Origin of the sequence: Xanthomonas sp. BRIP62409 (genome assembly GCF_003992965.1) — a bacterium.
In the GTDB taxonomy this organism is placed as follows: domain Bacteria; phylum Pseudomonadota; class Gammaproteobacteria; order Xanthomonadales; family Xanthomonadaceae; genus Xanthomonas; species Xanthomonas euroxanthea.
This window is the reverse complement of record NZ_QEZJ01000017.1, coordinates 389,850-415,103: the sequence shown is the minus strand read 5'-3', so window position 1 is coordinate 415,103 and position 25,254 is coordinate 389,850. Positions and strand designations below refer to the sequence as shown.

General features: G+C 67.8%; 16 protein-coding genes. 1 reads left to right on the top strand and 15 read right to left on the bottom strand.

The features are described from left to right. Positions 1–495: 495 nt before the first annotated feature. Together EO170_RS08125 and EO170_RS08120 are read right to left on the bottom strand one after the other, a co-directional pair. Entirely contained in the window at positions 496–2,829 is a 2,334-nt protein-coding gene (locus EO170_RS08125; RefSeq protein WP_126943894.1) for a S9 family peptidase, read from the bottom strand. A 186-nt stretch (positions 2,830–3,015) separates the two neighbouring features. Continuing rightward, a complete protein-coding gene (locus EO170_RS08120) occupies positions 3,016–5,373 on the bottom strand; it encodes a Tat pathway signal protein (RefSeq protein ID WP_126943891.1) in 2,358 nt (785 codons plus the stop codon). A gap of 279 nt (positions 5,374–5,652) precedes the next feature. Here EO170_RS08120 and EO170_RS08115 point away from each other — a divergent pair, with 279 nt between their 5' ends. After that, positions 5,653–6,819 (top strand): DUF5694 domain-containing protein, encoded by a 1,167-nt coding sequence (locus EO170_RS08115; RefSeq protein WP_241239396.1) that lies wholly within the window; start codon positions 5,653–5,655, stop codon positions 6,817–6,819. A 667-nt stretch (positions 6,820–7,486) separates the two neighbouring features. On the opposite strand, the gene EO170_RS08105 is transcribed toward EO170_RS08115, so the two are convergent. The 13 genes from EO170_RS08105 to EO170_RS08045 all read right to left on the bottom strand — a co-directional run bounded on the left by EO170_RS08105 (position 7,487) and on the right by EO170_RS08045 (position 25,190). Continuing rightward, a complete protein-coding gene (locus tag EO170_RS08105; RefSeq protein WP_126943888.1) occupies positions 7,487–7,783 on the bottom strand; it encodes a hypothetical protein in 297 nt (98 codons plus the stop codon). 230 nt (positions 7,784–8,013) lie between these two features. After that, complete coding sequence (locus tag EO170_RS08100; protein ID WP_126943885.1) at positions 8,014–9,654, bottom strand: DUF5597 domain-containing protein; 1,641 nt, start codon at positions 9,652–9,654, stop codon at positions 8,014–8,016. Next, positions 9,651–11,999 (bottom strand): S9 family peptidase, encoded by a 2,349-nt coding sequence (locus EO170_RS08095; RefSeq protein ID WP_126943882.1) that lies wholly within the window; start codon positions 11,997–11,999, stop codon positions 9,651–9,653. Before EO170_RS08095 ends, EO170_RS08100 begins: the two co-directional genes overlap by 4 nt. Next, positions 11,989–13,575, bottom strand: coding sequence for an APC family permease (locus tag EO170_RS08090; protein WP_126943879.1), 1,587 nt, complete (start codon positions 13,573–13,575; stop codon positions 11,989–11,991). The genes EO170_RS08095 and EO170_RS08090 overlap by 11 nt, the downstream gene beginning before the upstream one ends. A 155-nt stretch (positions 13,576–13,730) precedes the next feature. Beyond that, entirely contained in the window at positions 13,731–15,596 is a 1,866-nt protein-coding gene (locus EO170_RS08085; protein WP_126943876.1) for a DUF885 family protein, read from the bottom strand. Further along, positions 15,593–17,410: a DUF885 family protein gene (locus EO170_RS08080; RefSeq protein ID WP_164740959.1), complete on the bottom strand. Its 1,818-nt coding sequence runs from the start codon at positions 17,408–17,410 to the stop codon at positions 15,593–15,595. Before EO170_RS08080 ends, EO170_RS08085 begins: the two co-directional genes overlap by 4 nt. Before the next feature lie 139 nt (positions 17,411–17,549). Further along, positions 17,550–18,749 (bottom strand): Xaa-Pro peptidase family protein, encoded by a 1,200-nt coding sequence (locus EO170_RS08075; protein WP_126943873.1) that lies wholly within the window; start codon positions 18,747–18,749, stop codon positions 17,550–17,552. Continuing rightward, positions 18,746–20,362 carry an aldehyde dehydrogenase family protein gene (locus EO170_RS08070; RefSeq protein WP_126943871.1) on the bottom strand — a complete coding sequence of 539 codons (1,617 nt, stop codon included), beginning with the start codon at positions 20,360–20,362 and terminating at the stop codon, positions 18,746–18,748. The genes EO170_RS08075 and EO170_RS08070 overlap by 4 nt, the downstream gene beginning before the upstream one ends. Before the next feature lie 186 nt (positions 20,363–20,548). Next, a complete protein-coding gene (locus EO170_RS08065) occupies positions 20,549–21,457 on the bottom strand; it encodes a dihydrodipicolinate synthase family protein (RefSeq protein ID WP_104582093.1) in 909 nt (302 codons plus the stop codon). After that, complete coding sequence (locus tag EO170_RS08060; RefSeq protein WP_126943868.1) at positions 21,454–22,767, bottom strand: FAD/NAD(P)-binding oxidoreductase; 1,314 nt, start codon at positions 22,765–22,767, stop codon at positions 21,454–21,456. Before EO170_RS08060 ends, EO170_RS08065 begins: the two co-directional genes overlap by 4 nt. Beyond that, positions 22,760–23,005, bottom strand: coding sequence for a 2Fe-2S iron-sulfur cluster-binding protein (locus tag EO170_RS08055; RefSeq protein WP_126943865.1), 246 nt, complete (start codon positions 23,003–23,005; stop codon positions 22,760–22,762). Before EO170_RS08055 ends, EO170_RS08060 begins: the two co-directional genes overlap by 8 nt. Then, the gene (locus EO170_RS08050; protein ID WP_126943862.1) at positions 23,002–24,252 is read right to left on the bottom strand and encodes an FAD-dependent oxidoreductase; all 1,251 of its coding nucleotides are present in this window, start codon (positions 24,250–24,252) and stop codon (positions 23,002–23,004) included. Before EO170_RS08050 ends, EO170_RS08055 begins: the two co-directional genes overlap by 4 nt. Then, positions 24,252–25,190, bottom strand: coding sequence for a proline racemase family protein (locus EO170_RS08045; protein WP_126943859.1), 939 nt, complete (start codon positions 25,188–25,190; stop codon positions 24,252–24,254). Before EO170_RS08045 ends, EO170_RS08050 begins: the two co-directional genes overlap by 1 nt. Positions 25,191–25,254: the final 64 nt, after the last annotated feature.

Genomic DNA, 25,254 nt, shown 5'->3' with positions numbered 1-25,254 from the left:
CCGCGCACGCAGCGACATCTCTCGCCACGGCCGTGCTGCAGACATGCAGACAACCTGCGACGCGCACGACCACCCAGGGTCGCGCAGCAGCGCGTGTTGTCGAAAAAGGTGTTGGTTCCGCACCGGAGGCGCCCATGCGCTCCAGTTTCATCAGCTGGTCACAATGTGCCTGTGCGCATGCGCCACGTCTTGTCGCATTTGGCGACAGCGCATGCGGATAACCGCATGGTTCGCAAATGAACCAGCCTGTGTCGATGAGCTCTGCAGCGATGTCGGCAGCTGGACGTTACGTGCAAGACCAATGGTGATGCACCCTGGGCGATGTATCCCCTGCAACCATCTGCGATGTCGGTCGATCCAGGCATCGCGTGATGCGTCTGCATGCACGAGTGCACTGAGGGCCGTCAACGTGCACTGCCCTGCCCGCACTCGTTCAACGGCCGCGGTCTATGCAGTGCCGTCAACCGGTGTGCCGGCAGGCCCGAACCTGGGCTGTCACGGCGTCTGCGTCGGTGTCGCTGCCTGGGTGTGGTTCCAGTCCGGCGTTGGCGATTGCCGCATCCAGCGCAGGAAAAAGTCCAGCAGGCGGCGCTTGCCGTAGTCGCCGCCGGCACCGTGATCGCCGCCAGGTACCACCAGCAGGTCGAAATCCTTGCCGGCCTTGATCAGGCGATCGGCCACCTGCAAGGTGCTGGCCGGATCGACATTCATGTCCATGTCGCCGGTGACCAGCAGCAGATGCCCTTGCAGCCGCGCGGCGTTTTCCACGTTCGACGATTCGGCATACCACGGCCCAACCGGCCACCCCATCCATTGCTCGTTCCACCAGATCTTGTCCATGCGGTTGTCGTGGCAACCGGAATTGGCCACGCCTGCCACATAGAATTCCGGATGGAACAGCAGCGCACCCAATGCGTTCTGGCCACCGGCCGAGGTCCCGTAGACACCGACACCGCCGTGGATGACGTACCAGGGATACTGCGCGGCAGCGGCCTTGTGCCAGGCAATACGATCCAGCAGGCCGGCATCCTTGAGGTTGCGCCAGGCCACATCGTGGAAGGCGCGCGAGCGATTATTGGTGCCCATGCCATCGATCTGCGCGACCGCAAATCCCAGCGCGGTCAGCGCTGGCGTGCGGGTGCTGAACGTCTTGGGGACGAAGGACCCCTGCGGGCCGGCGTAGATGTCTTCGATCACGCGGTAGCGCTGCTGCGGATCCAGGTGTTGCGGGCGCTGGATCACGCCCCAGATCTCGGTCCTGCCGTCGCGGCCGGTGGTGTGGAACGGCAACGGTGGCTGCCAGCCGGCAGCCTGCAGACGACGCAGGTCGGTGCGCTCCACGGTGCGTGCCAACCCGCCGTCGGCACTGCGCCGCAACTCCAGCACCGGGCCAAGATCCACGCGCGAGTACAGGTCCAGGTACCATTTGCCATCGGGTGAATAGCGCACCTGGTGATCGGCGGCCGCTGGCGTCAATGCAGTGAGCCCGCTGCCGTCCAGACCGATGCGGTAGGCATGGCGGTAATACGGGTCTTCGCCGGGCTGCATGCCGGAGGCGGTGAAATACAGCTGCCCGGCGGCCTCGTCGAGGTAATCGAGCTTGCGTACCACCCAGTCGCCCCGCGTGACCTGGCGGATCACTTCGCCGCTGTGGCCGTCGTACAGGTAGACATGCTCCCAGCCATCGCGCTCGGAGGCCCACAGGATCTGCGCCCCGTCGGCCAGGTCGCGCCGCGCGTGCTTGCCGCCGTCTTCGTGCTCGCCGCTGAGTTCGGAGTATTCGATGAAGGTGGGCGAGGTTTCCTCGATCAGCGTGCTCGCGGCGGCCGTGCGTGCGTCCACTTCGATGACCCGATACAGCTGGTGCCCGCGTGCGTTGTATTCGAAGGTGAGCCCGCGGCTGTCCTTCCACCAGACCATCTCGCTCAAGCTGAAGGCATTGGGCAGCAGCGTCATCGCCACCGGATGCGCCGCGTGCGTGGCGATGTCGAACAACACCGGCTGCATCACCGGCAAGGCATCGCCGGGCTTGGGATAGACCTGCTGATGCAGCTTCGGCTGCAGCTGGTCGGCCGGCGCCGATTCGATGTAATAGACCATGCGCGGCGGTGGCGCCTTGACCCGATACGCAGCCAGATGCTGCGAGTCCGGCGACCACACAACGCTGTCGAGCGCGTAGTAATCATCGGCACTGCCATCGCGGCTGAGCACGCTGCGCGCGCCGCCGCCGACCGGTGCGATGACCAGATTGGCCTGCTCCACCCAGGCGCGCCAGCGGCCATCCGGCGAGAGCCTGGCCTGCCGCTCGCCCTGCTTGAGCGGCAGCCGCATGTCCATCGATTCGGCCTGCAGGTCGCGGTCGGGCACATGCGTGCAGCGATAGCGGGCCAGGTCGCATTGCCAGCCCCGCTTCGCCAGCTGGAAGCCCAGGCGCTGCTGTTGCAGCGTGGGTTGTTCCAGCTGCAGATGCGTGGCGTCGATGCCTTGCGCACCGGCCTGCGTCAAGGCCACCGCCAGCCGCGCATGATCGAAGGCCAGCGTATTGCGGCCGCTGGCCGCATCCACCAGGCGGTACTCGATGGCCGGCGCCTGATTGGCACCTGCAACACCACGCCGATACAGGAAATGCCCCGCATCGATCCACACCGGCGCGGTCGGTTGCCTGTCGACCAGCGACGCGTAGTGATCGGACAGGCCGATCGCCTGCGCGTACTGCGCGGGCGTGGTCGTGGCAGCCGCCGCGCTTGCCGACAGCGTCCAGAGTGCAATGCTGAGGCAGCACGCAGCGATGCGGTGCCACTGAAAGGTCTGGTGCAGGAGTGGCGTCATGTGTCTATCTGCGGAGATGGCGTGGTTATTGGCTGCGCGTCGTGCACGTCGAGATGGGAGGACGTGCATTGGCAATGGGGTGCATGCCCGAAGCGGCCTGTACACAACGGCCTGCGAAGGCCTCCGTGGTCGATGGCGGCCGCGGTAACGCGACAGGGCTGGCACGGTCATCGCGCCAACGGCCCATCACGCGTACCAGGCCTGCACCTTCACCGCCGCCGTGCTGCCGGGCAATGCCACACGATCGGCATGCGGGCCCTGCGGACGCGCCGGCTTGCCGTCGACGAGCACGCGGGTGAGCTTCTGACCCTTGGGCACACGCAGGCTCAGCCAGGTGTGCCTGGGTGACCGTTCCGGCAGTTGCACCTCGGCATCGATACGGCGTGCCTCCACGTCAGCGCGCAAGCTCAGCGTGAGCGTGCCCCAGCGTGTGGGCGCCGCCGTGATGCCGACCGCAGCGCCACTGCCCAGCCATGCGCGCGGCAGCGCACGTGCCAGGAACAACTGCTCGCCCGCGCTGTCGTCGCTGACCAGCATCCAGCGCAGCAGCAACGGGATGGTCATCTGCGCGGGGATGCAGAACAACGGCATGCCGCCGGTGATGCCGCTGACCTCGCCGGCCGTCCAGCTGCCGCGGGTATGCACCTGGTAGCGATGCGCGTAGACGAACAGCAGATACTCTTCGATGCGATCCAGCCGCAGCAGCTGTTGCGCATAGCCGTAGGAAATGAAGCCGAGCAGATCACGGCTGCCCGGCTCCGGCGGTGCGATATTGGCCACCACGCCGATGCTGGTGCCGCCATGGCCGCGCAGGCAATCGATCACCAGGTTGGCCAGGTCCTCGGGCAGTACATCGGCCTGCAGCAACTCGGCATAGGCGCGATGCGGCCACTGCTGTTCGCTGGGTTTTTCCTGCAGCAGCGATTGGCGAAACGTCAGTGTGGTGCCCGGCAACGGGCCGATATACGGCGGCGACAGATCGCGACGCACATTGGCACGCAGGCTGGCGTGCAGCCGTGCACGCAACTGCCTGGCGCGACGCTGCCATTGCGCGGCCAGGCCGGCATCGCCGCCGAGCGTGCTCCAGACCTGGGCAATGTCTTCCCAGCCGCGAATCGTCAGCGCGCTGTTGGCGTAATACGGTTTCCACCACAGCGACGGGTCGGGAAACAGGCAGGCATCGGATTCGTTCCAGCCGTGCAGCAGGCCATGCCCATGCGCGCTGCGCGGCAAGGCCAGCGCCTGGTCGTGCAGCTCGCACAGCAGCTGCGCGGTGGCGGCGATCTTGGGCAGCAGGCGCCGCAACCGCGCCGCATCGCCGGTGTAGCGCAGATAGCGCGCCAGCAGCGACAGGGTCAGCCCGAACTGCCCGACCTCCGGCCCGCGCATGTTCGGCAGGCCGTCGTCCTGCACGAACTCGTCGAAGTAATTGTCCAGCACCGCAGCGGCCTGCGCGAAGCGGCCCCATTCCAGATTGGCGTAGAGCGAACTGGTGAAGGTGTCCTGGAAGCCGTCGTACTCGTTACCGTAGTAGTCGCGCTCCACCGCGCCGTACTTCGGATAGTCCCCACCGGGGCGCACCACCAGTTCGCGCGCGAAGGCGAACTGCGCCATGTCGTTCCAGCTGGCATCGGGCAGCTGCGCCTGCACCGTGCCGTCCAGGGCCTGCTGCCAATACGCGGCGAAATCGATCAACCCCGCGTAGAACTGCTCAGCGGTGGCTGGCTTGCGCGACGGTGCGAACGCGGGATAGCTGTAGGTGTAATGCACGCCGACGATCTCGCCGCCGCGCACATGCATCGTGCGGTGCCAGGTCTGCACCACGAAGCGATCGCTGGCACGCACATCGGCAAACACCAGCACGTCGTACCAGCCATCGGCCTCGCCGTCGCGCCGCATCACCTTGCGCACTGCCGGCATCCAGCCGCCCAGCAGGCCTTCCTCACGCCGGTTGATCAGCGCCTCGTTGCCCAACTCGGGGAAGGCGTGTTCGGGCCGCGTGGTGCGGCTACGGCCGTTGGGCAGGATCGGCATGGTGTCCAGGCTTTCGCGCGTGCCGACGAAGGTGGTCCATGGCCAGCGCCCGCCAGTGTCCTTGGGGTCGAGCAGCGAGGCCGGCGGCGGCGCGACATCGCGCACCTGCGCCTCGTCCGGGTCGCCATCGCGCAGCAGGCGGTCGGCGAGCAGATCCGCCTCGGCCATCGCCACCTCGGCCAGCGGCATGCCGAGGTAGGGCTTGCCCTCGGCCGGATAGGCCGGCTCGGTGCGTTTATCCAGGCGCAGCATGCCGCTGTCGGTCCACAGCGTCAGCGCACCCTGCGGGTCGTCGAGATGCTCGTAGACGGTCCAGTCCTGCTGCAGATGCCGAAAGCTGCAAAGTTTGCTGCCGACATGCGCGGCCGACGGCAGTGCTTCAAGACGTGGCAGCGCCGGTGGCGGCAACGTCGCCGAGGTGTGCGGCGTGCCCGGCTTCGCGAGCGCGGCACCTGCGCCCACCGCCGCGGTCGCGGCCATGCCCTGACGCAAAAAGGTCCTGCGGTCCATCGTCGCGCCCTCGAGTGATCTCATCCACATCGTGCGCGACTGCGCGGCTTGCGTCTTGTGGCAGCTGTCTGGCACGTGTGCGGAAATCCGCACACAAGCAGCTGTTGCTGCGCTGCCATCGCAGCAACGGCGCAGCGCCCAGTTGCCGCCCCCTGCCATTTAGCCACGTGACTTTCTGGCCACGCCGGTACCTGCGGTGGCAGCCACACTGGCTGCACAGACGCAGGCGACATCGTCGCCAGAGCGCCACGCAACCCAAGCCCACCCACAAGGACCGCCATGCAGCCATCCCTACCGCGCATTGCGCACAATGCCCGCGCCGCAGCGCGGTTTCTCGATGCCGGCAGCGCGTCCGCCAGGCGGTTGCAACGTCCGGCGCATCGCTGGCTGTGGCTGGCCTTGATCGCGCCCTGCATCGCGCAGGCGCAGGTGGATCTGTCGCAACTGGATGCCGAGATGGCCGCCCCGCGCACCCAGGTGCTGGTGCTCGGCAGCGTGCATCTGTCGCAATTGCCCAAGGGTAGCGATATCGGTGCAGCGCGCCTGCAACCGCTGATGGACCGGCTGGCCGCGTACGCGCCGACCATCATCACCACAGAGGACCTGTCGGGCGAAACCTGCGATCTGATGCGTCGCCATCCGGCGGTGTATCTGCCCGAGGACACCACGACCTATTGCCCCGACACCAGCGAGGCGGCGCGTGCCACCGGTCTGGACGTTCCCACCGCTCTCGGCCAAGTCCGTGCAGCGCTCCGCAGCTTGCCCAGTGCGCCCACGCCGGCACAGCGTCGGCACCTGGCTGCGCTGTTTCTGGCCTCGGGCGAGCCACCATCTGCGCTGGTGCAGTGGCTGCAGCTTGCGCCAGCCGAACAGCGCAGCGGCGATGGCCTGGATGCGGCGCTGGTCGCGCGACTGCGCAGCATGGAACAGCGCCCCAACGAGAGTTACCAGATCGCCGCACGGTTGGCGGCACGCCTTGGCCTGCAACGCGTCCACCCGGCCGACGATCACACCGGCGACAACGTGGACCTGGGCGACCCGGCGGCGTATGGCAAGGCGATCCAGGCCGCCTGGGACAAGGCCGCACCGCGGGCGAGCACCATGCGTGAGCGCGAGGACCAGTTGGCAAGTCAAGGCAAGCTGCTGGAGCTCTATCGCGCGATCAACCTGCCGGCCAGCCAGCAGTTGGCCATCGCGGTGGATTTTCGCGCCGCACTGAGCGAGGGTTCGCCGCAACACTACGGCTATCGCTACGTATCCGGCTGGGAGATCCGCAACCTGCGCATGGTGTCCAACGTGCGTGCCAGCTTTGCCGACCAACCCGGTGCACGTGTGCTGGCGGTGGTGGGCGCGATGCATAAGCCCTGGTTCGACAACTGGCTGGGACAGCTGCAGGGCGTGGATATCGTGGATGTGGCGCAGGTGTTGGGTACTGACGGAAAGTGAGCGGCAGTGAGTACAACGGCTTCAGCGCGACGCTCCAGGCCAACCGCGAGTCAGTCGAGGGCGCGGTGCCCTCGCCGCTCGCCGGACACGCCGTGAACCCGCCCGTGGGGGCTCGGTGGCGGCATTGATGCCGCCGCACGGTCCCGCAATCGGCAAGGACATCGCACCCGGGAGCTACGCTAGCGTTGTGAAAAGCGGTCCATCTCGCGGATTCCATCGGCTTGCTGATTTGGGCCGCAACCACATGAACGTTAGCGAATCAGAAGCGCGTCATGCACTGCTTGCACACTGCAAACCGACACTCTCGACTGGCCGTTGGCTGCCCACCGTCGCGGGACCTTACGCGGCATGGATGCCGCGTAAGAGCCTACACGGACGTACTTGCGGCGTGTCCTGCGATGGTGGGTGGGCAACGGCCCTGCGGCCAGCTATCAGACCAACTGCTCCACGCTTGCGCTCTATCCGCACTGCCCTAAAAACCCGCAGCCAAGACAAGCGCACTATCGAGTCGTCTATCGATACTGGCATAAGCAGCAGCCATCAATTCGCTGACTCCACAAAATGCAGAACGTAAATCCGGTTTCAGGTGCAGCCAGATGCGGCATCACGGCGAAGGCCGCGCACCTAATGCACTAGATCGACAACCGGCCTTTGTCAATCCAGGCTCTCAGCTCAGCACATCCAGCAAGCTACCCAGCATCTCGTCGGAGCGCCGCAGCGCAGTGGCGTTGGCCTGGAAGTCGTTGCGTGCCGAGAGGCCTTCGACCAGACCGGTGGCCGGTGCCGATGGATCGGCGTTGGCGTCGACCACGCTGGCTGCTACTCCACCATTGAGCTGCGTGCTGGCTGCAACGGCCTGACGTGGACTGCCGTCCACCGGCTGACGCGCCACATTGCTGGCGGCCACCTGCTGGCGCAGTGCGGCGACCCGCATTCCGGAACTGGCGATGCTACTGATGCTCATGATGGCTCCGGTGCAGAAACTGAGAAATAACCAATGACGTTTGTTTGCCAACCAATCAACACAATCGTTGCCGGCAGTCGCGCCGCACTGCTGTCTTTCCTACGCCCACCGAGGCGCGTGGCGAGCGTGTCTCACGAGGTGGAATCAGCTGACAGGAACGGCAATGACGTGTCCCACCCACCGATTCCGATCACGCCCACCTCACGGCTGCCCAGCCGCCTCACGCAGGCTCAATAGGTGCCTACCCGCACACGCAAGACCACCGGCACCTCGCCGGCCGCATCCACCCGCCCGAAGTTGAGCCCGTAGTCGGTCTGGTCGCCGTTGAGCTGTCTTTCGACCTGCCAGCGCCCGTCCACATACCGCCCCTGCTCCACCCGCAACAGTTGTCCATGACGGGTATCGGCCGCCTCGCGGAAAAATTCAATGCGCGCGGCCATGCCGGTGACCAGGAACTCCTCCGGCCCCAGCTGCGCCACCAGCAGCCGACCTGCATGGTCGTCGTTACCCGGCAGGATCGCCGGCGCATCGCCCCATAGCGGCGCGCCGAACGACACCCTGGCCTGCCAGTCGCCGAAACGCAGCGTGCGTTGCGGCGCGCCGGGTTGTTCTGCCACTGCCTGCAGCCGGCCGTCGAAGGCCGCCTGGGCGATCAGGCGCTGCAGCGGCGCCAGCAGCTTGAAGTTGGCCGCGTGCGCTGCAATCGCGGCGCGGTTGGCTGCGCTGTCCGGGTTGCCATCCATGCCGAACACCGAAAACCCGATCCCGCCCTGCCCCAGCACATGGAACAGGTATGGCGCCGTCGCCGCTTCGAAGCCGGTCTCCGACACCCAGGCCGGATTGTCCGGCCGCGCGTACTGGCCGATGACCTTGGTGTATTCGTTGTAGTCGCTGGTGTAGATATCGGTGCCGATGAAGTCGATCGACGGGGTGGCCGCGCGCCATAGCGCGAACACGTTCACCGTCGCACCGCCGGACGGGTAATCCATGCCTGGGTAACGCTTGCCCTTGTAGCGCAGCCAGGTGTTGACGTAGAGCGGCAGCGGATACGCGCGCCTGCCGGCTGCGGCCACCTGTTCGATATACGCCGCCGTTGCATGCGCATTGAAGGCTTCGGCGGCCTCGGCACCGAACAGCTGTTGCCAACTGCCCTGCGGCTTGCCCAGCGCCTGCGCGATCGCAGCGGGCACCGGCTGCGCGAACGCCGCCTCGCCGGCCGGGCCATGGTCGCGCACCGTGCCGATCGCGCCGGGCTCGTTTTCCACCTGTACCAGGATCACCGTGTGGCGGTCGCCATCGACCTTGCGCAGGTGCTGCATCAACGCGGTGAAGGCGCGCGCATCGGCCTGCATGTTGGCGGCCACATGCGGCGACAGCACGTCCACCGGTTCGCCATTGGCATCGCGCATGCGCGGGTACGTGGTGTCGTCGCGCTTGATCCACTCCGGCACGTAATGCATCTGGCCGTTCTTCCAGCTGCCGAACCACAGCAAGGCCACGCGCAGGCCGCGCTTGCGTGCGCCGGCGATCAGTGCATCCACGTTGGTGGTATCGAAGCGGCCAGGCGCCGGCTCGAACTGCTCCCAGTACACCGGCGCTTCCACTGTATTGGCATGCAGCGCGACCACCTCGTCCAGCGCCTTCGGCAGCACGGCCGGCCAGGCACTGGAGTTGTGCAGCTGCGCGGCCAGCACAGTGTAAGGCGCGCCATCGACAAACAGCGCATGGCGGCCATTCTGGGTGACGAAGCGCGGCAGCTCTTCTGCACTGGCCAGCAGCGGCACGCTGGCGGCCAACATCGCCAGCGACCACAGCAGGGCCGCGAGGCGGCCACGCGGCCGCGGCATCTTCAAGGCCAACAAACGCATCATCGCGCCTCCGACGGTAGTGAGTTCCAGTGCGGCGTGGGTTCGTTGCGCAGGTGGCGCAAGAAGAAGTCGTACTGGCGACGCTGCACATAGTCGATCGGCCCGCTGGAACGGCCCACCGAATGCTCGCCACCGGGCACGTTGAGCAGCTCGAAGTCCTTGCCGGCCTTGATCAGGGCATCGACCACCTGCGCGGTGGAGGCCGGGTCCACATTGCTGTCCTGCTCGCCGACGATCAGCAGCAGGTCGCCCTGCAACTTGGCGGCATTGACCACGCCCGAGGCCTGCGCATACCCGGCATCCACCGGCCAGCCCATCCACTGCTCGTTCCAGCTGATCTTGTCCATGCGGTTGTCGTAACAACCGGCAAACGCCACGCCCACCTTGTAGAACTCCGGATGGCGTTCGAGCGCGCCCAGCGTGCTCTGCCCACCGGCCGAGGCGCCGTAGATGCCGACCCGGCCGATGTCGTAGGACCGATCCCTGGCGGCCAGCGAACGGTGCCAGGCGATGCGATCGGCAAAGCCGGAATCGCCCAGGTTCTTCCACGCCACATCATGGAAGGCCTTGGAGCGGTTGGCGGTGCCCATGCCGTCGATCATCACCACGATGAAGCCCAGATCGGCCTGCGCCTGCATGCCGATCTGCTTGTCGCCACCGGAGTGATAACCGAACGGCCAGAATGTCTTTGGCACAAAAGCGTCGTGCGGGCCGGCGTAGATGTTCTCGATCACCGGATACTGTTTGTGCGGGTCGTAATCGCGCGGGCGCACCACCATGCCCCAGATGTCGGTGCGGCCATCGCGGCCCTTGGCCACGAAGGTCTCCGGCGCGCGCCAGCCGGCCGCCAGCAGCTTGTCGATGTTGCCCTGCTCCACCTGCTGCAGCAGCCGGCCATCGATGGCGTGCAGCTCCATCACCGGCGGCAGATCCGGACGCGAGTAGACATCGACGTAATGCCGGCCGTCCTCTGCAATGGCCACATCGTGATCGGCATCGGTGTGGGTGAGCCGGGTCAACCGGCGGCCGTCGAAATCCACGCTGTACAGCTGCCGGTAGTACGGGTCCCTGCCCGCCTCCGTGCCGCTGGCAGTGAACCAGATGCGCCGTTGTGCGTCGTCCACGCGCAGCACATCGCGCACGATCCACGGCCCGCGCGTGAGCTGGCGTTTGAACCTGCCGCTGCGGCCATCGACCAGATACAGGTGCCGCCAGCCGTCGCGTTCGGAGATCCACACAATCTCGTTGCCATGCGCGTCCACATCGTGACGAAAGCTGCGGTCCGCATAGACGAAGGTGCGTGCGTCTTCGGCCACGGCCACATGCGCCCGCCCGCTGCGGGCATCCACCGCAATCACGCGCATGTGCTGAAAGCCGCGTTGCACATACTCAAAGCTCACGCTGCGCCCATCCGTCCGCCATTGCAGCGGCGACAAGGAGTACGGCGTGGCAAACAAGGCGTTGTCCACCACCCGCCGCGTGCCATCCACCGCCAGAAGCACCGGCCGTTCCACATCCACCGCATCGCCCGGCTTGGGATACAGCTGGGTGTGCACGAGCGGTTGAAGACGTCCGGCCGGTGCGGCCTCCACGCGGGTGACGCGGCGCGCAGTACCCGGCCGTACCCGATACACCGCCAACCGCTGCGAATCAGGCGACCAGGCAATGCTTTCCGGATCGAAATAATCCTCGGCGCGTCCATCGTCGGTGCGCTGCACGCTTCGGCCATCGGCCACCCGGCGCACGATCAGGTTCCAGCCATCGGCCAGCGCTTCCCATTGCCCGTCGGGCGAACGGCGTGGGGTGGTGTCGGCCGCCACATCCGGGTCGCGCACCACGCCAAAGCCGCGTGGTCGCTGCTGCGACTGCGGTTGCCGGCCGGGGGCATCGGGCGCGCATTGATACGTGGCCAAGCTGCAGCGCCAGGGTGCATCCCCGATGGCGAACACGATCGCGCCGTCTTCGCGCGCGCCTTCCTGCGAGTACGCAAACCGCTCGAACGGCAACGCCAACGCCGCATATGCGTTGCCGGTGGCGGCCTGCAGCGCCTGCGCCACGCGCTCCTGGTCGAAGGCCGGCTGCTTGTGCCCTGTCGCCACGTCCGCGCGAACGAAGGCGAAACCACCAGGCACGGTCTTGCGGTAGTAGAACGTACCGTCGTCCTTCCATTGCGCCGGCCAGGCGACGTTTTCGGTCAGCGTGCTCCAGTGCGCGCGCAGGCCGAGCGAACGCTGGTAATCGGGCACCCCGGGCTCCGCCCGCGCAGTGGCGGCGAGCAACAGCATGCAGGCGGCCATGGCGCGCGAGACCTGCACTGCCCATTCGGGACGCCGAGCGTCATTCGCCATCGTCTTCTTCCAGCGCCAGCTCGTCGCTGCGCAAGCCGCTGCGCGCGCCCCAGTGATAGATGAAGAACGCGATCACCGCCACGCTCAAGGTGTCGAACGGATGCGCGATCCAGCCATGGCCGCCGAACGTGCCGGCCCAGGACACCGCCATCACCAGCACGAAGAACACGATCAACCACAGCGATGCGCGCACCTGGCGCAGCAGGCGTGCCCTGCCCGCGCGCGAAGGCAGGCGATACAGCACGTACAGCGCGAACGCGAGCACCTGCAGGCCGAGCAACCACGACAGCGTCGGCCAGGTGGACCAGTACACGATCAAGGCCGCGACCATGAACGACAGCGGCCCCAGCACGGCAAGGCCACGGACGCGAAACGGCCGCGGCAGCTCCGGCGCGCTGCGGCGCAACGCCGCCACCGTGACCGGCGCCACCGCATAGCTCAGCACCAGCGCGGCCGACACCACGCCGATCAAGGTCTCCCACGAAGGAAACGGCAACGTCCAGAAGATCGACAAGCCCAGGCTCAGCCACAATGCCGGACGCGGAATGCCCGACGCCGGATCCACCCGCGTCAGCACCGGCAGGAACCCGCCGCTACGCGCACAGCCATATACCACGCGCGGGGTGGCATTCATGTAGATGTTGCCGGTGCCGCTGGGCGAGACCATCGCATCGCAGATCACCAGGGCGGCCAGCCACGCCATCCCCAATGCCAACGCGATGTCGTGATAGGGCAACGCGAATACCTTGTCGATGCCGCTCCAGCCCGGCGCCAGTTGCGCGGCCGGGATGCTGCCCAGGAACGCCAGCTGCAGCAGCACATAGATCACCGTGGACAAGGCCACCGAGAGGATCAGGGCGATCGGGATATTGCGCTGCGGGTCGCGTACCTCGCTGGCCACCGACACGATCGGCGTCAGCCCCAGGTAGGCAAAGATGATGCCGCCGGCGGAGATCGCCGCTTCCACCCCGGCCATGCCCGACGGTGCGAACCCGTGCACGCTCAGGTTGCCTGGATTGAAGTGCTTCATCAGCAGCACGATCACCAGGATCGGCACCAGGAACTTGAAGATGCTGACGATGTTGTTGGCCAGCGCAAAGGTCTTGACGCTGAAATAGTTGAGCAGGAAGAACAGCAGCAGCAGGGCCAGCTGCACCAGCCAGCCCCAGACGCTGGGATGGGTGCCGTTGGGCTGGTTGAGCAGCGGAAACCACGCCGCCGCATATTGCCGCGCCGCTTCCACCTCGATCGCGATCAGGCTGGAAAACGCGATCAGGGTGATGAAGCCGGTCAACGAGCCCAGCAAGGCGCCATGCGAATACTCCGGGTAGCGCACCACCCCGCCGGCGCGCGGCAGCGCGGCGCCGAGTTCGCAATACACCAGGCCGAGCAGCAACACCGCAATGCCGCCGAGAATCCACGACAGGATGCCGGCCGGTCCGGCGATGGACGAGACATGGCTGGCCGAGAACAACCAGCCCGACCCGAAGATCGAGCCCAGCCCGATGAAGGTCAGGTCGGTCAGGCTCAGTCGCTTGTGGAACTTGCCTTGCGTGGTCGCACCGTGTGTGGTCATAGCTGGCCCCGGACAAATGAAAGCGCGTGCTGCGGAAGATGGCGTGGTCGTGCGTGGCGTATGGCGGTCAGTGGTTCTGCGATCGCGCGTCGGTGGTCTTGTACGACGGCAGCAACACAGGTCCGGCAAACGGATGCAGGCGCAACTGGCCGCACTCAGTCATCGGCAGCCGCCCCCGTCCCTGCATCGGCGGTATCTGCCGCGGTGCCGTCCGCATACGGCGAGACACCCCCGTCGGCGATGAACCGGTCGATGCGCGCTTCCAGCACCGGCAGCGGCACCGAGCCGGTCTGCAGCACCGCATCGTGGAAATGGCGCAGGTCGAATTTTTCGCCCAGGGCGGCTTCGGCCTTGCGCCGCAGTTCCAGGATCTTCAGCTCGCCCAGGTAGTAGGACAACGCCTGCCCCGGCCAGGCGATGTAGCGATCGACCTCGGTGGTGACTTCATGCTCGCTCAGGGCGGTGTTGTCGCGCAGGTAGGCCTGCGCCTGCGCGCGCGTCCAGCCCTGGTGGTGGATGCCGGTGTCGATCACCAGGCGGCAGGCGCGCCACATCTGGTAGGTCAGATAGCCGAAGCGGTCGTAGGGCGTGTCGTACATGCCCATTTCCTGGCCCAGGTACTCCGAGTACAGCGCCCAGCCTTCACCGTAGGCAGAGATGTAGGCGTAGCGGCGAAACTCCGGCAGCCCCTGCGCCTCGGCCGCCAGCGGCATCTGCAGCGCGTGGCCGGGCGAGGACTCGTGCAGCGTCAACGCGGTCAGGTTGTACAGCGGCCGCGATGGCAGGTTATAGGTGTTGACCAGGTAGATGCCGGGGCCGCCACGGCCGCCGGTGTAGAACGGCGCCAGGTCCGGCGGTACCGGCTCGATCGCGAAGCGTCGCCGCGGCAGCCGGCCGATGTAATCGCCCACCTTGGCGTCCACGCGCTTGGCGATCCAGGCGGCCTGCTTGAGCAACTGTTCCGGCGTCTTGGCATAGAACTGCGGGTCGCTGCGCAGGAACTGCAGGAAGGCCGGAAACACCGCCTGCCCGGCCGGCGCCTTGAAGCCGCTGGCGGCGATGGTCTGATCCATCTGCGTGCGCAGCTTGGCCACTTCCTGCAGACCGATCTGGTGGATCTGCTCGGGGCTGAGATCGAGCGTGGTGAACTCGCGGATCTGCGCGCGGTAGTACGCCTGCCCATCCGGCAGGGCTTCGCCGGCCAGCGTGGTGCGCGCGCGCGGCTGGTATTCGTTGCGGATGAAGTCCAGCAGCTTGGCGTAAGCGGGAAGCACCTGCGTATCGATGGTGTTGACCGCCTGCTGCCGCAATTGCGCCTGCACGTCGGCAGGCAGCGTCGCCGGCATCTGCTTGAACGGTGCGTAGAACGGATTGGCCTCGCCCTTTGCCTGCACCACGTCGGCGATGGACTGATCGCGCCCGGTCAGGGTCACCCGGGGCTGGCTGAAACCGCGCGCCAGGCCGGCACGCATGTTGTCGGTGTGCTCGGCGAAATAGCGCGGGATATCGGCCAGCATCTTCAGATAGCGCTGGTAGTCCTCGCGCGTGCGCAGCTTGGCCTCGGCGCTGAAGCCCAGGTCGCTCCAGAACGCCGAGTCGCTGTTGAACGGCATTTCCCAGGCGCGGAAATGCTGCTGGTCCAGCAGCACCAGCAGCTGCTGCCGGTACACCTGGTAGCTCACCTGATCTTCGGCCGGCAACTGCGCTGCCGGAATCGCATCCAGTTCCTTCAAGGCCTGTTGCCAGTACGCGGTACGCAGGTTCTGGGTGGCCACATCGACCTTGGGCAGATGGTCGGACTGCCTGTCCTGGGTGGCCTGATTGTCTTCATCCACCGCGCCGGACAACTGCGCCTGGCGCCAGCGCCATTCGCGCGTATACAAGGCCTTGAAGCGTGCCGCTGCACTGTCCTGCGTGCTTGCTGCCGGCGCTGCGGCCTGCGCCTGCATTGCGGTGCCGCCCAGGCTGGCAGCAATCAGCACACCCAATACGCTCGCGCGCCAGACGGTGATGGTCCTCATCCGCGTGCCTCCGGCGCCGCCTTGGCCTGCGCAATCCACTGGCGCACGCGCTGCTGCAGCATCGCCAGCGGCATGGCGCCGCCGCCGAGCACCGCATCGTGGAAGGCGCGCACATCGAAGCGATCGCCGAGTTCTTTTTCCGCCTCCGCACGCAGCGCAAGAATCTGAAGCTGCCCCAGTTTGTAGCCGAGGGCCTGGCCCGGCCAGACGATATAGCGATCGGTTTCGGACTGGATGCTGGGCTCGTCGTCGGACGGATGCGCGTGGAAGAAATCCACCATCTGCTGGCGGTTCCAGCGCTTGTAATGCACGCCGGTGTCGAGCACCAGGCGATTGGCGCGCAACAGCTCGCCCGACAGCCGGCCGTAGTCGTTGTACGGGTCCTTGAAGAAACCGATCTCCTTGCCCAGGCGCTCGGCATACAGCGCCCAGCCTTCGATATAGGCGTTGTAGCCGGCCTGCTGGCGGAACGGCGGCAATGGCAGCGTCTGTGCAAGCGATATCTGCAGGTGATGGCCCGGCACGCCCTCGTGATAGGCGGTGGTTTCGATATTGACCAGCGTGCGGCTGGCGAAGTCGCTGGTGTTGACCTTCACGATCGCCGGCTTGGTGCCTTCCGGATTGCTCTGCCAGTATTCGGCGCCGGGCGCGCTGCGCCGGAATGCGGGCATCGCCTGTACCTCCAGCGCGGTCTTGGGCAAGTGGCCGAACAGCTTGGGCAGCTCCGGCTGCATCGCGGCGATGTAATCGCGGTACTGCTGCAGGATCTGCTCGCCGGAACTGGCGAAGTGGCGCTTGTCGGTGTCCACCGCCTTGCGGAAGCTGGCCAGGTCGGCAAAGCCCTGCGCCTTGGCGATCACCGTCATCTCGCCTTCGATGCGCGCCACTTCCTCCAGGCCGATCTGATGGATCTGCTCCGGTGCCATGTCGGTGGTGGTCTGGGTATGGATGGCGTAGCGATAGCGGCGCTCGCCATCGGGCAGCGACCACAGCCCTTCCTGCGCGCGCCCTTGCGCGGCGTATTCGTCGCGCACGAACGCGGCCAGCTTGGCGTAGGCCGGGCGCACCTGCTGCGCGATCGCGGCAAGCAACTGCGTGCGCAGTGCATCGCGCTGGTCGGCCGGCACCGCGGCATCGAGCTTTTTCAGCGGCGAGGCGAACGGGCTCTGCTCGCCGGTCAGCGCAGCGATCTTGTCGATCTGCTCGGGCAGGCGCTCCAGCAGATACCGCGGCTGCACCAGGCCGTCCTTCGCGCCCTGGCGCGACACCGCGATCACCTGGTCGATCACCGTCGGAATCGTCTGCAGGCGCTTGATGTAGTCCTGGTAATCCTTGGCGTTCTCGAACGGAAACGCATCGCCGTAACCGGCCAGCCCCAGCTGGATGCCGCCGATCGGCTCCAGCGGCATCGCGTAGGTCTTCAGGTCGATGCCTTCCAGCGTGTCACGCAGCTGGCCGAGCATCATCTGCAGGCTGAGCTGGCGCTGCTCGTCCAGCGTCTTGCTGTCGATCGCTTCGAATTGCGTGAGCAGCTCGGCGGTGGCGCTGCGTTCGGCCTGCACCGCTTGAAGCGAATAATCGCTCCAACGGTCGTTGTACCGCTTGTCGCCGATGATGCTGGCGAACTCGGGGTTGTGCTGCAGGTGGTATTGCCACTGCTTGTCCAGCAGCGCATCGAAGGCCTTGGCGGCCTGTTCGCCGGTCGGCGCGGCCGTGGCCGCAGCCGATGTCTCCGCGGCAGGCGGCGCCGGCTTGCAGGCAGTGAACAGGGCGGCGGCCAGCAGGCCGATGGCGACAGGACGCAGGTGGTTCATGCAGTGACTCCAGGATGCAATGGCGGCGGTAGGAGCGCGCCTGAGCGCGACGGCTTTTATCGGAAATGCCCGTTGGGCTTTATCGGAAATGCCCGTCGCGCCCGGGTGCGCTCCTACGCGTGCGTGGGCCTGTACAAGCTCATGCAAAGGGGTGGTCGATCGCCGGCGACGGCGGCGTAAACCACTGCGCGCCGGCATCGGTGACATGAAAGTGGTCTTCCAGGCGCACGCCGAACGCGCCGGGCACCACGATCATCGGCTCGTTGCTGGCGCACATGCCCGGCTGCAGCGGCTGCGCATTGCCGCGCACCAGATACGGCGCTTCGTGGATCGCCAGCCCGCAGCCATGGCCGGTGCGATGCGGCAGGCCGGGCAAGCGGTAGTCCGGGCCCAGCCCTGCCGCCTCCAGCACGCTGCGCGCCGCCTGGTCCACTGCTTCGCACGCAACACCTGGGCGTATCGCTGCAAACGCCGCCGCCTGCGCCGCCTGTTCCAGGTCCCAGATGCGCCGTTGCGCGTCACTGGGCGTGCCGTAGATCCAGGTGCGGGTGATGTCGGAGTGGTAGCCCTGCACGGTGCAGCCGGTGTCGATCAGCACCAGCTCGCCGGCGCGCAGGTGCTGCACGCCGGGAATGCCATGCGGGAATGCGGTGGCATGGCCGAACTGCACGATACAGAAGGTCGAGCCGTTGTCCGCGCCCAGCGCGCGATGCGCCTCGTCGATGAAGCGCACCAGCTGGTCGGTGCCGATGCCTTCCTGCGCGATGCCGGCGGCCAGCCGCTGCACCAGCAGGGTCATGTCGCAGGCCTGCTGCATCAGTGCCAGCTCGGCCGGCGACTTGCACATCCGGCAGCCATCGATGATGGCCCCGGCATCGCGGATGGCCGTGCCCAGGTGCGCGCGCAGGCCGGTGTGCACGGCAAAGGCGATGCCCGGATCCAGCGCCAGTGCATGCGCATGGCGGTCATCCATCGCCTGCACCACCAGCGCGTACGGGTCCTCGTGTTCTTCCCACAGATACTTGGCGACCGAAATCTTCAACACCGCATCCAGCGAGCCTTCTTCGAACGCGGGGCAGATCAGCACCGGGTCGCCGTCCAGCGTGAGCAGCAGCGCGACCAGGCGCTCGCTCGCGCCCCACGGCACGCCGGTGAAATAGCGCAGCGAAGTACCGGCGCCGATCAATAGCGCATCCACGCCGTGCATGCACATCAGGCGGCGTGCGCGTTCGATGCGCTGTGCGTATTCCTGCGCGGCGATCGGCGCGGCGCGTTGCGTCCACGGCGCCAGTTGCGCGCGCGCCTGCTCCAGCGACAGCCCGCCGATCTGGCCGCTCATGTGCCCGCTCCAAGATCGGCGGTGCTCCACTGCCCATCGACCAGACGCGCCACCCCGCCCGGATTGCGCTGGCGCAGTTCGGCCGGCAGCAACGCGTCCGGCACCGCGTCGTAGCTGTGCAAGGCGGCAAAGCGGCGGATGGAACCGGGCATGCCCACCGCGGTGAAGCCCGGATGCCCGGTGCTGGGGAATGGCCCGCCGTGATTCTGCGCCGCACTCACCGCCACGCCGGTCGGCATCTTGCTGTTGATCAACCGCCCCACCCGCGCCCGCAGCACCGGTGCGATGGCCTGCCAGTCAGCATCGTCGCTGCCATCGGCCGCGCGATACAAGGTGCCGGTGAGGTTGCCTTCGAATGCCGCGGCAAGCTGCGTCATCTGCGCGAGGTCGCGCGCACGCACCAGCAGGCTCACCGGGCCGAAGGCCTCGGTCTGCAGTGCATGCGGATTGGCGAGAAATGCCTGCGCATCCACGCTCAGCAAGGTCGGCGCGTAGCGATAGCCGTCTTCGCCAGTATGTCCACCGGCCAGCAGCGTGGCGCCGGCAGCGCGCAGGGCCGCCACACCGCGTTGCACGCCTTCCACCCCGGAGTTGGAGAACAGCACCATCGGCAGGGCGGCCTCGAAATGCGCCGTGGTCGCGGCCACGAAGGCATCCCCGGCTTCGCCCTGCGGCACCACCACCACCCCGGGATTGGTGCAGAACTGGCCACTGCCCAGGGTGCACGAGGAGAAGAATTCCTGCGCCAGCGCGGCACCGCGTTCGGCCAGAGCGCCCTGCAGCAGGAACACCGGGTTGACGCTGGACAGCTCGGCATAGAACGGCACGCCGGCCGCATCGGCGGCGGCCTTCAGCGCCAGCCCGCCGGCACGGCTACCGGTGAAGCCGATCGCCCCCAGCCGCGCATCGCCGGCCAGTCGCAGGCCGGTCGCGTTGTCGATGTGATACAGCAACTGCACCGCCGCAGCCGGCAGGCCCGCCGCGAGCAAGGCTGTGTGCGCGAGTTGTGCCATGCGCTGGCTGGTGGCCGGATGCAGCGGATGCGCCTTGGCGATCACCGGGTTTCGCGCGGCAATGGCCGAGGCGAAATCGCTGCCGGCAATCGCATTGAAGGCGAACGGAAAATTGTTCGGGCCAAACACCACCACCGGCTTGCCCAACGGCGCCAGATGCGAACGCAGGTCGGCAGCGGTGTCGATGATGGGCTGGGTCCAGCTATAGCTGCGCACCGCCAGTGCGGCCTGACGCAACTGCCCGCTGGTGCGCGGCAGTTCGTTGCCGCGCAAGCGCGTGGGTGCCGGCAGTGCGGTTTCTGCATGGGCCAGCGCCACCAGGGTGTCGGCATCGGCATCCAGCGCATCGGCGTAGGCGTCCAGGAATGCGGCGATCCTTTCGACCGGCGCCGCCGCAAGCTCTGCTGCAACCGCTTGCGCTGCCGCAATCGCGGTTTCGACATCCTCCGCACCGCTGACCGGAAACTGCGGCCCGATCGCCTCGCCCGTACTCGGGTCGGCGGCACGGAAGCTGCCGGTCGCGGCGCGGCTAGGTTGCCACCGGCCGGCCAGCAATACCTCGGCCTCCTGGATGGTGGTGGATTGGAGCGTCTCGTTCATTGCGGCACCTTCGGTTACAGGAGGACAGACCCTGCGCACTGTGCGGCAGCGGCTGGCCAGAAAGCGACGAGGATGCGGCGCTGATGCCACACCCTCGTCGACCCACGTCTCGCTACACCGGCCACCCCATGCGCGCATGACTCCGTGCGCGTCGCGTATCCAGGGACGTGCGGCGAGACCTCATCGTCAGGACAGTGTGGGCGCAGTGGCGATGGCGTGATCGATGACCTTGAGCGCGGCCTCGCGCTCGGCACCGTCGACCACCAGCCGCGGCGCGCGCACGCGCTCGCTGCCCAGGCCCACCTTTTCCTGCACCAGTTTGATCAACTGCACGAACTTGGGCACGGTATCCAGGCGCAGCAGCGGCAGGAACCAGTCGTAGAGTTCCTTGGCCGCCGGGTAGCCGCCATCGCGCGCGAGTTCGAACAGGCGCACCGATTCCTTCGGGTAGGCGTTGACCAGGCCGGCGATCCAGCCCTTGGCGCCCATGCTCAGGCCTTCGACGATGGCATCGTCCATGCCGACCAGCAGCGCCAGGCGGTCGCCCAGCAATTCCTGCAGCGCGGCGAAGCGACGCACATCGCCCGAGGACTCCTTCACTGCCTGCAGGTTGGGGAATTCGGCGGCCAGCTCGGCAATCTGCGCCGGGCCGAAGTCGGTCTTGTAGGCCACCGGGTTGTTGTACAGGATCACCGGCAGGTCGGTGGCGGCGATCACCGCGCGCACATGCGCGCCCATCTCGCGCCAGTCGGTGGAGTAGACGTAGGGCGGCAACACCATCAGCCCGCCGCAACCGAGCTCCTTGGCCGCCTTAGCCAGCGCCACCGCCTCACCGGTGGCCAGGCTGGCGATGCCCGGCACCACCGGCACGCGGCCGTTCAATGCGCTGATCAGCGTCTTGAGCACGGCGATCTTGTCCTCCACGCTCAAGGTGGCCGCTTCGCCCAGCGAACCCAGCGGCACGATCGCGGTGCAGCCGGCGTCCACCAGTTGATTGGCGTGCTTGCCCAGGAAGGCGTGGTCGATCTCGCCGGAGGCGGTGAACGGGGTGGTGATGGCCGGCAACACGCCGTGCCAGAACGCAGCAATACTCATGGATGATTCCCTTGCGAGTCGGAAGTGAACGGGTCGGCCAGCGCCGCGAGGCGGACCGGGAACAACGGCGGCCGGCGGCCGGCGTCGGTGGAAAGCGCGGGCGGGCAGCGCCCCAGTTCGGCCAGCGCGGTGCCGCAGATGCGGCCCTGGCAGGCGCCCATGCCGCAGCGCGAGGCGAGCTTGGCGTCGCGTGCATCGTCGAAGTTGTCCAGCGCAGCCAGCGGCACGTCTTCGCAGCGGCATACCAGCGTGTCGGGCCGGGCCAGCGTGCGGATGCGTGGATCAAGAGCGAATTGCTGTTGCACTAATTCGGCAAACGCACGCGCGGCACGCCGCCGCGGCTGCAGCCGCAGCGCGGCGTCCGGTGCGTCGGCAGCCATATGCCCGGCCATCGCACCTTCGACCAGCGCGCAATCGCGCCCGCCGATGCCGCAGGCTTCGCCCGCCGCGAACACCTGGGGCACGCTGGTGCGCAGCAGCGCATCCACCTGCACCTGTTGATGCGCGCCGCATGCATCCAGCCGGCAGCCGAGCAGCTGTGCAAGCTCGGTGTTCGGCACCAGGCCATAGCCCACCGCCAAGTGATCGCAGGCGATACGGGCGCGACCGGCAGGGCCTTCGATGTCGATCTCGCGCAGTTGCGTGTCGCCGTGCGCGGCAACCACGATGCTGCCGGCGCGATAGGCCACCGCGCGCAATTGCAGGCGCAACGCCACCGCCTGCGCCGCCTTGCCCGGCCAGCGCCACAGCTGCAGCGCAAACTGCCGCAACGCGGCTGCCGACGTCTGTTCGTGAATACCGAGCACCCGTGCGCCATGCCGTTGCAGCGTGGCCGCACTGGCCAGCAGCAGCGGGCCGCTGCCGGCGACGACCACGCGCGTGCCGGCCAGCGGCCAGCCCTGTTTGGCCAGCGCCTGCGCCGCGCCGGCGCCGGTGACGCCGGGCAAGGTCCAGCCGGGGAACGGCAGCAGCAGTTCGCGTGCGCCGGTGGCCAGTACCAGGGCGGCGTAATGCAGCTGCAGGGAACCGTCCGGGCCATCGGCCAACAGCCAGCCCGGCTGCGCCAGCAGGATCTGCGTGCGCGTCAGCAGCGTGATCGACGCAGCGCCCTGCACCTGCTGCAACAGCGTGCGCGCGTCGGCGGGCGCGCCATGCAGCGCGTCGCTGCGCCACACCTGCCCGCCGGCACGCGGCTGCATGTCGACCACGCCCACGCGCACGCCATGACTGGCCGCGGCCTGCGCCGCCGCCAGGCCGGCCGGGCCGGCGCCGATCACCAGCACATCGAAATGCTGCACGCGCTCAGTCATCGGTGCGTACCTGCATGCCGTCGCGCGCATCCACCAGGCAGGCGCGTTGCTGGCCGATGCCGTCGATGCGCACCCGGCATTCGAAACACACGCCCATGCCGCACAACGGCGCGCGCGGCTGGCCGTTGCACGATTGCCGGAACTGCAGCGTCGCCTGTGCCACCGCCGCGGCCACGCTGGCGCCGGCCGGCACTTCGACCGCTTGCGCGTCCACGTGCAGGCGCACCGTCGCGCTCATGCGGCGGCACCGTGCACGGCGCGTGCCGGTGCGTACGGGCTGGGGTCGATGGCTGGCGTGCGCCCGAGCAGGCTGTCCACGATCACCCGGGCGCTCCCCAGCGCCGTGGTGACGCCCAGCCCCTCGTGACCGGCGGCCACCCAGACATCGCGCCGCCCGGGCATCGCCCCGAGATACGGGCGCCCGTCCGGGGTCGCCGGGCGCAGCCCGGTCCACACCCGGATCGCCTGCAACTCGCGCAGCACCGGCAGGTACGCGAAGGCGCGCTGCAGCATCTGCTGCAGCACCGGCAGCGACAGCGCGCGATCGTGCTCGCCGAACTGGCGCGAGGAACCGATCAGGATCTGCCCGGTCGGCCGCGGCTGCACATTGAACGCTACGCTGGTGGCGTCGGCGCCGTGCGCCGAATCGGCATAGCCCAGCTCCAGCAACTGATGCCGGATCAGCCCCGGATGCCGGTCGGTGATGACCAGATGGCCCTTGCGCGGGCGCAGCGCCAGCTCGGGCAACAGCTGCGGCAAGGCCACGCCGCTGGCGACCAGTACCGGGCCGGCCAACAGCTGGCCATCGTCCAGACGCACCCCCTGCGCCTGCAACTGCTCCACCCTGCGGCCGGCAAACAGCTGCGCGCCGGCCTTGCAGGCCAGGCTCACCAGATGCCGCGCCACCCGCGGCGGATACACCACGGCCTCGCCAGGCACGCGCATGCCGCCGGCCAGGCCCGGCACCAGGTGCGGCTCCAGCGCATACAACTGGCTGGCAGCGATGGCATCGGCCTGCAGACCGGCCGCCGCCAGCCGCGCGATCTTGGCCGGCACCGCCGCCAGTTCACGCGCATCGCGCGCCACCCACAGCGTGCCGCAGCGGCTGAACTCGGCCTCACTCAGTTGTGCGAACCGCTCCCACAGCCGCAGTGAGTACGCCGACAACGCCAGCTCGGCCGGGTCGTCGTCCATCGCCACCAGGTGCCCCATCGCCGCGGCGGTGGAACCGCCGCCGATCGGCCCCGGCTCGACGATCGCCACCCGCAGCCCTTCGCCGGCCGCCGCCTCGGCGCAGGCCGCCCCGACGATGCCCGCGCCCACCACGATCAGGTCGTAGCTGCGTCGCGTACCGGCGACGGCCGGCACGCTGCGGGTGTCGTTGGCTGGCGCATCCGCGGCGGCCAGCGACGCATCGGGCAAGCGGGCGACCCCAGCAGACGCTGCGCCGGCATGTCCCTCCTGCGCGCGCAGCTGCTCGTCCATCAGGCCACGATGCCCCAGGCGAACGGGTCGGCCGGGTCGATCAGCAGCTGCGTGCGTGCGGTGAGGTAGGCCTGCCCGCTGATGCGTGGCGCAATGCCACGCCCGCTGAGGCGATAGCTGCCTTCGAAGGCGCTGCCCAGGATGCCTTGCTGCACCCAGCGCTCGCCTTCGGCCAGCTTGCCGTCGGCGGCCAGGCAGGCCAGCTTGGCGCTGGTGCCGGTACCGCACGGCGAACGGTCGTAGGCCAGGCCCGGGCACAGCACGAAGTTGCGCGCCACGCCGCTGCCGTCGGGTGCGGCGCCGTTGATTTCGATGTGGTCGATCTCGCCACCGGCCTCGCCGGTGATGCCGGCCGCTTCCAGCGCCAGCCGGATCGCCTCGGTGTAGGCGGTCAGTTCGCGCTGATGCGCCAGCTCCAGCGCACACGGCGCCTGCCCGGTGATGAAGAACCAGTTGCCGCCCCAGGCCACATCGCCGCGCACCGGCCCGTGGCCGGGCACGTCCACCTCCACGTCGGTCGCGACGCGATAGCTGTCGACATTGTCCACCGACACCGTGCCGTCTTCGGCCAGTTCCACGCCCACCGTGCCGACCGGCGTCTCGATGCGGTGCCGGCCCGGCGCAATGCGCCCCAGCTCGGCCAGCGTGCGCACCACCCCGATGGTGCCGTGCCCGCACATGCCCAGGTAGCCGACGTTGTTGAAGAAGATCACCCCGGTGCAGGCGCCGGGGTCGCGGGCCGGCAGCAGCAAGGCGCCGACCATGGTGTCCGAGCCGCGCGGTTCGCAGGCAATCGCGCTGCGCCACGGGTCGAAATCACGGCGAAACCGCTCGCGGCATTGCGCCAGATCGCCATCGCCCAGGTCGGGGAAGCCGGAGAGGACCACGCGGGTGGGTTCGCCGGCCGTATGGGAGTCGATGACGTCGATCGTGTGCATGGCTCATGCTCCCACTGCCGGCTGGCAGGCGACTAGCGTCCAATGCGAGTTGCAAATGCGGAAA

Coding starts and splice junctions, on each gene's coding strand:
- EO170_RS08095 (WP_126943882.1), bottom strand. CDS start 11,999: ATGGCGAATGACGCTCGGCGTCCCGAATGGGCAGTGCAGGTCTCGCGC.
- EO170_RS08060 (WP_126943868.1), bottom strand. CDS start 22,767: ATGACTGAGCGCGTGCAGCATTTCGATGTGCTGGTGATCGGCGCCGGC.
- EO170_RS08050 (WP_126943862.1), bottom strand. CDS start 24,252: ATGGACGAGCAGCTGCGCGCGCAGGAGGGACATGCCGGCGCAGCGTCT.
- EO170_RS08075 (WP_126943873.1), bottom strand. CDS start 18,749: ATGAGCGGCCAGATCGGCGGGCTGTCGCTGGAGCAGGCGCGCGCGCAA.
- EO170_RS08100 (WP_126943885.1), bottom strand. CDS start 9,654: ATGATGCGTTTGTTGGCCTTGAAGATGCCGCGGCCGCGTGGCCGCCTC.
- EO170_RS08065 (WP_104582093.1), bottom strand. CDS start 21,457: ATGAGTATTGCTGCGTTCTGGCACGGCGTGTTGCCGGCCATCACCACC.
- EO170_RS08085 (WP_126943876.1), bottom strand. CDS start 15,596: ATGAGGACCATCACCGTCTGGCGCGCGAGCGTATTGGGTGTGCTGATT.
- EO170_RS08055 (WP_126943865.1), bottom strand. CDS start 23,005: ATGAGCGCGACGGTGCGCCTGCACGTGGACGCGCAAGCGGTCGAAGTG.
- EO170_RS08105 (WP_126943888.1), bottom strand. CDS start 7,783: ATGAGCATCAGTAGCATCGCCAGTTCCGGAATGCGGGTCGCCGCACTG.
- EO170_RS08090 (WP_126943879.1), bottom strand. CDS start 13,575: ATGACCACACACGGTGCGACCACGCAAGGCAAGTTCCACAAGCGACTG.
- EO170_RS08045 (WP_126943859.1), bottom strand. CDS start 25,190: ATGCACACGATCGACGTCATCGACTCCCATACGGCCGGCGAACCCACC.
- EO170_RS08125 (WP_126943894.1), bottom strand. CDS start 2,829: ATGACGCCACTCCTGCACCAGACCTTTCAGTGGCACCGCATCGCTGCG.
- EO170_RS08080 (WP_164740959.1), bottom strand. CDS start 17,410: ATGAACCACCTGCGTCCTGTCGCCATCGGCCTGCTGGCCGCCGCCCTG.
- EO170_RS08070 (WP_126943871.1), bottom strand. CDS start 20,362: ATGAACGAGACGCTCCAATCCACCACCATCCAGGAGGCCGAGGTATTG.
- EO170_RS08115 (WP_241239396.1), top strand. CDS start 5,653: ATGCAGCCATCCCTACCGCGCATTGCGCACAATGCCCGCGCCGCAGCG.
- EO170_RS08120 (WP_126943891.1), bottom strand. CDS start 5,373: ATGGACCGCAGGACCTTTTTGCGTCAGGGCATGGCCGCGACCGCGGCG.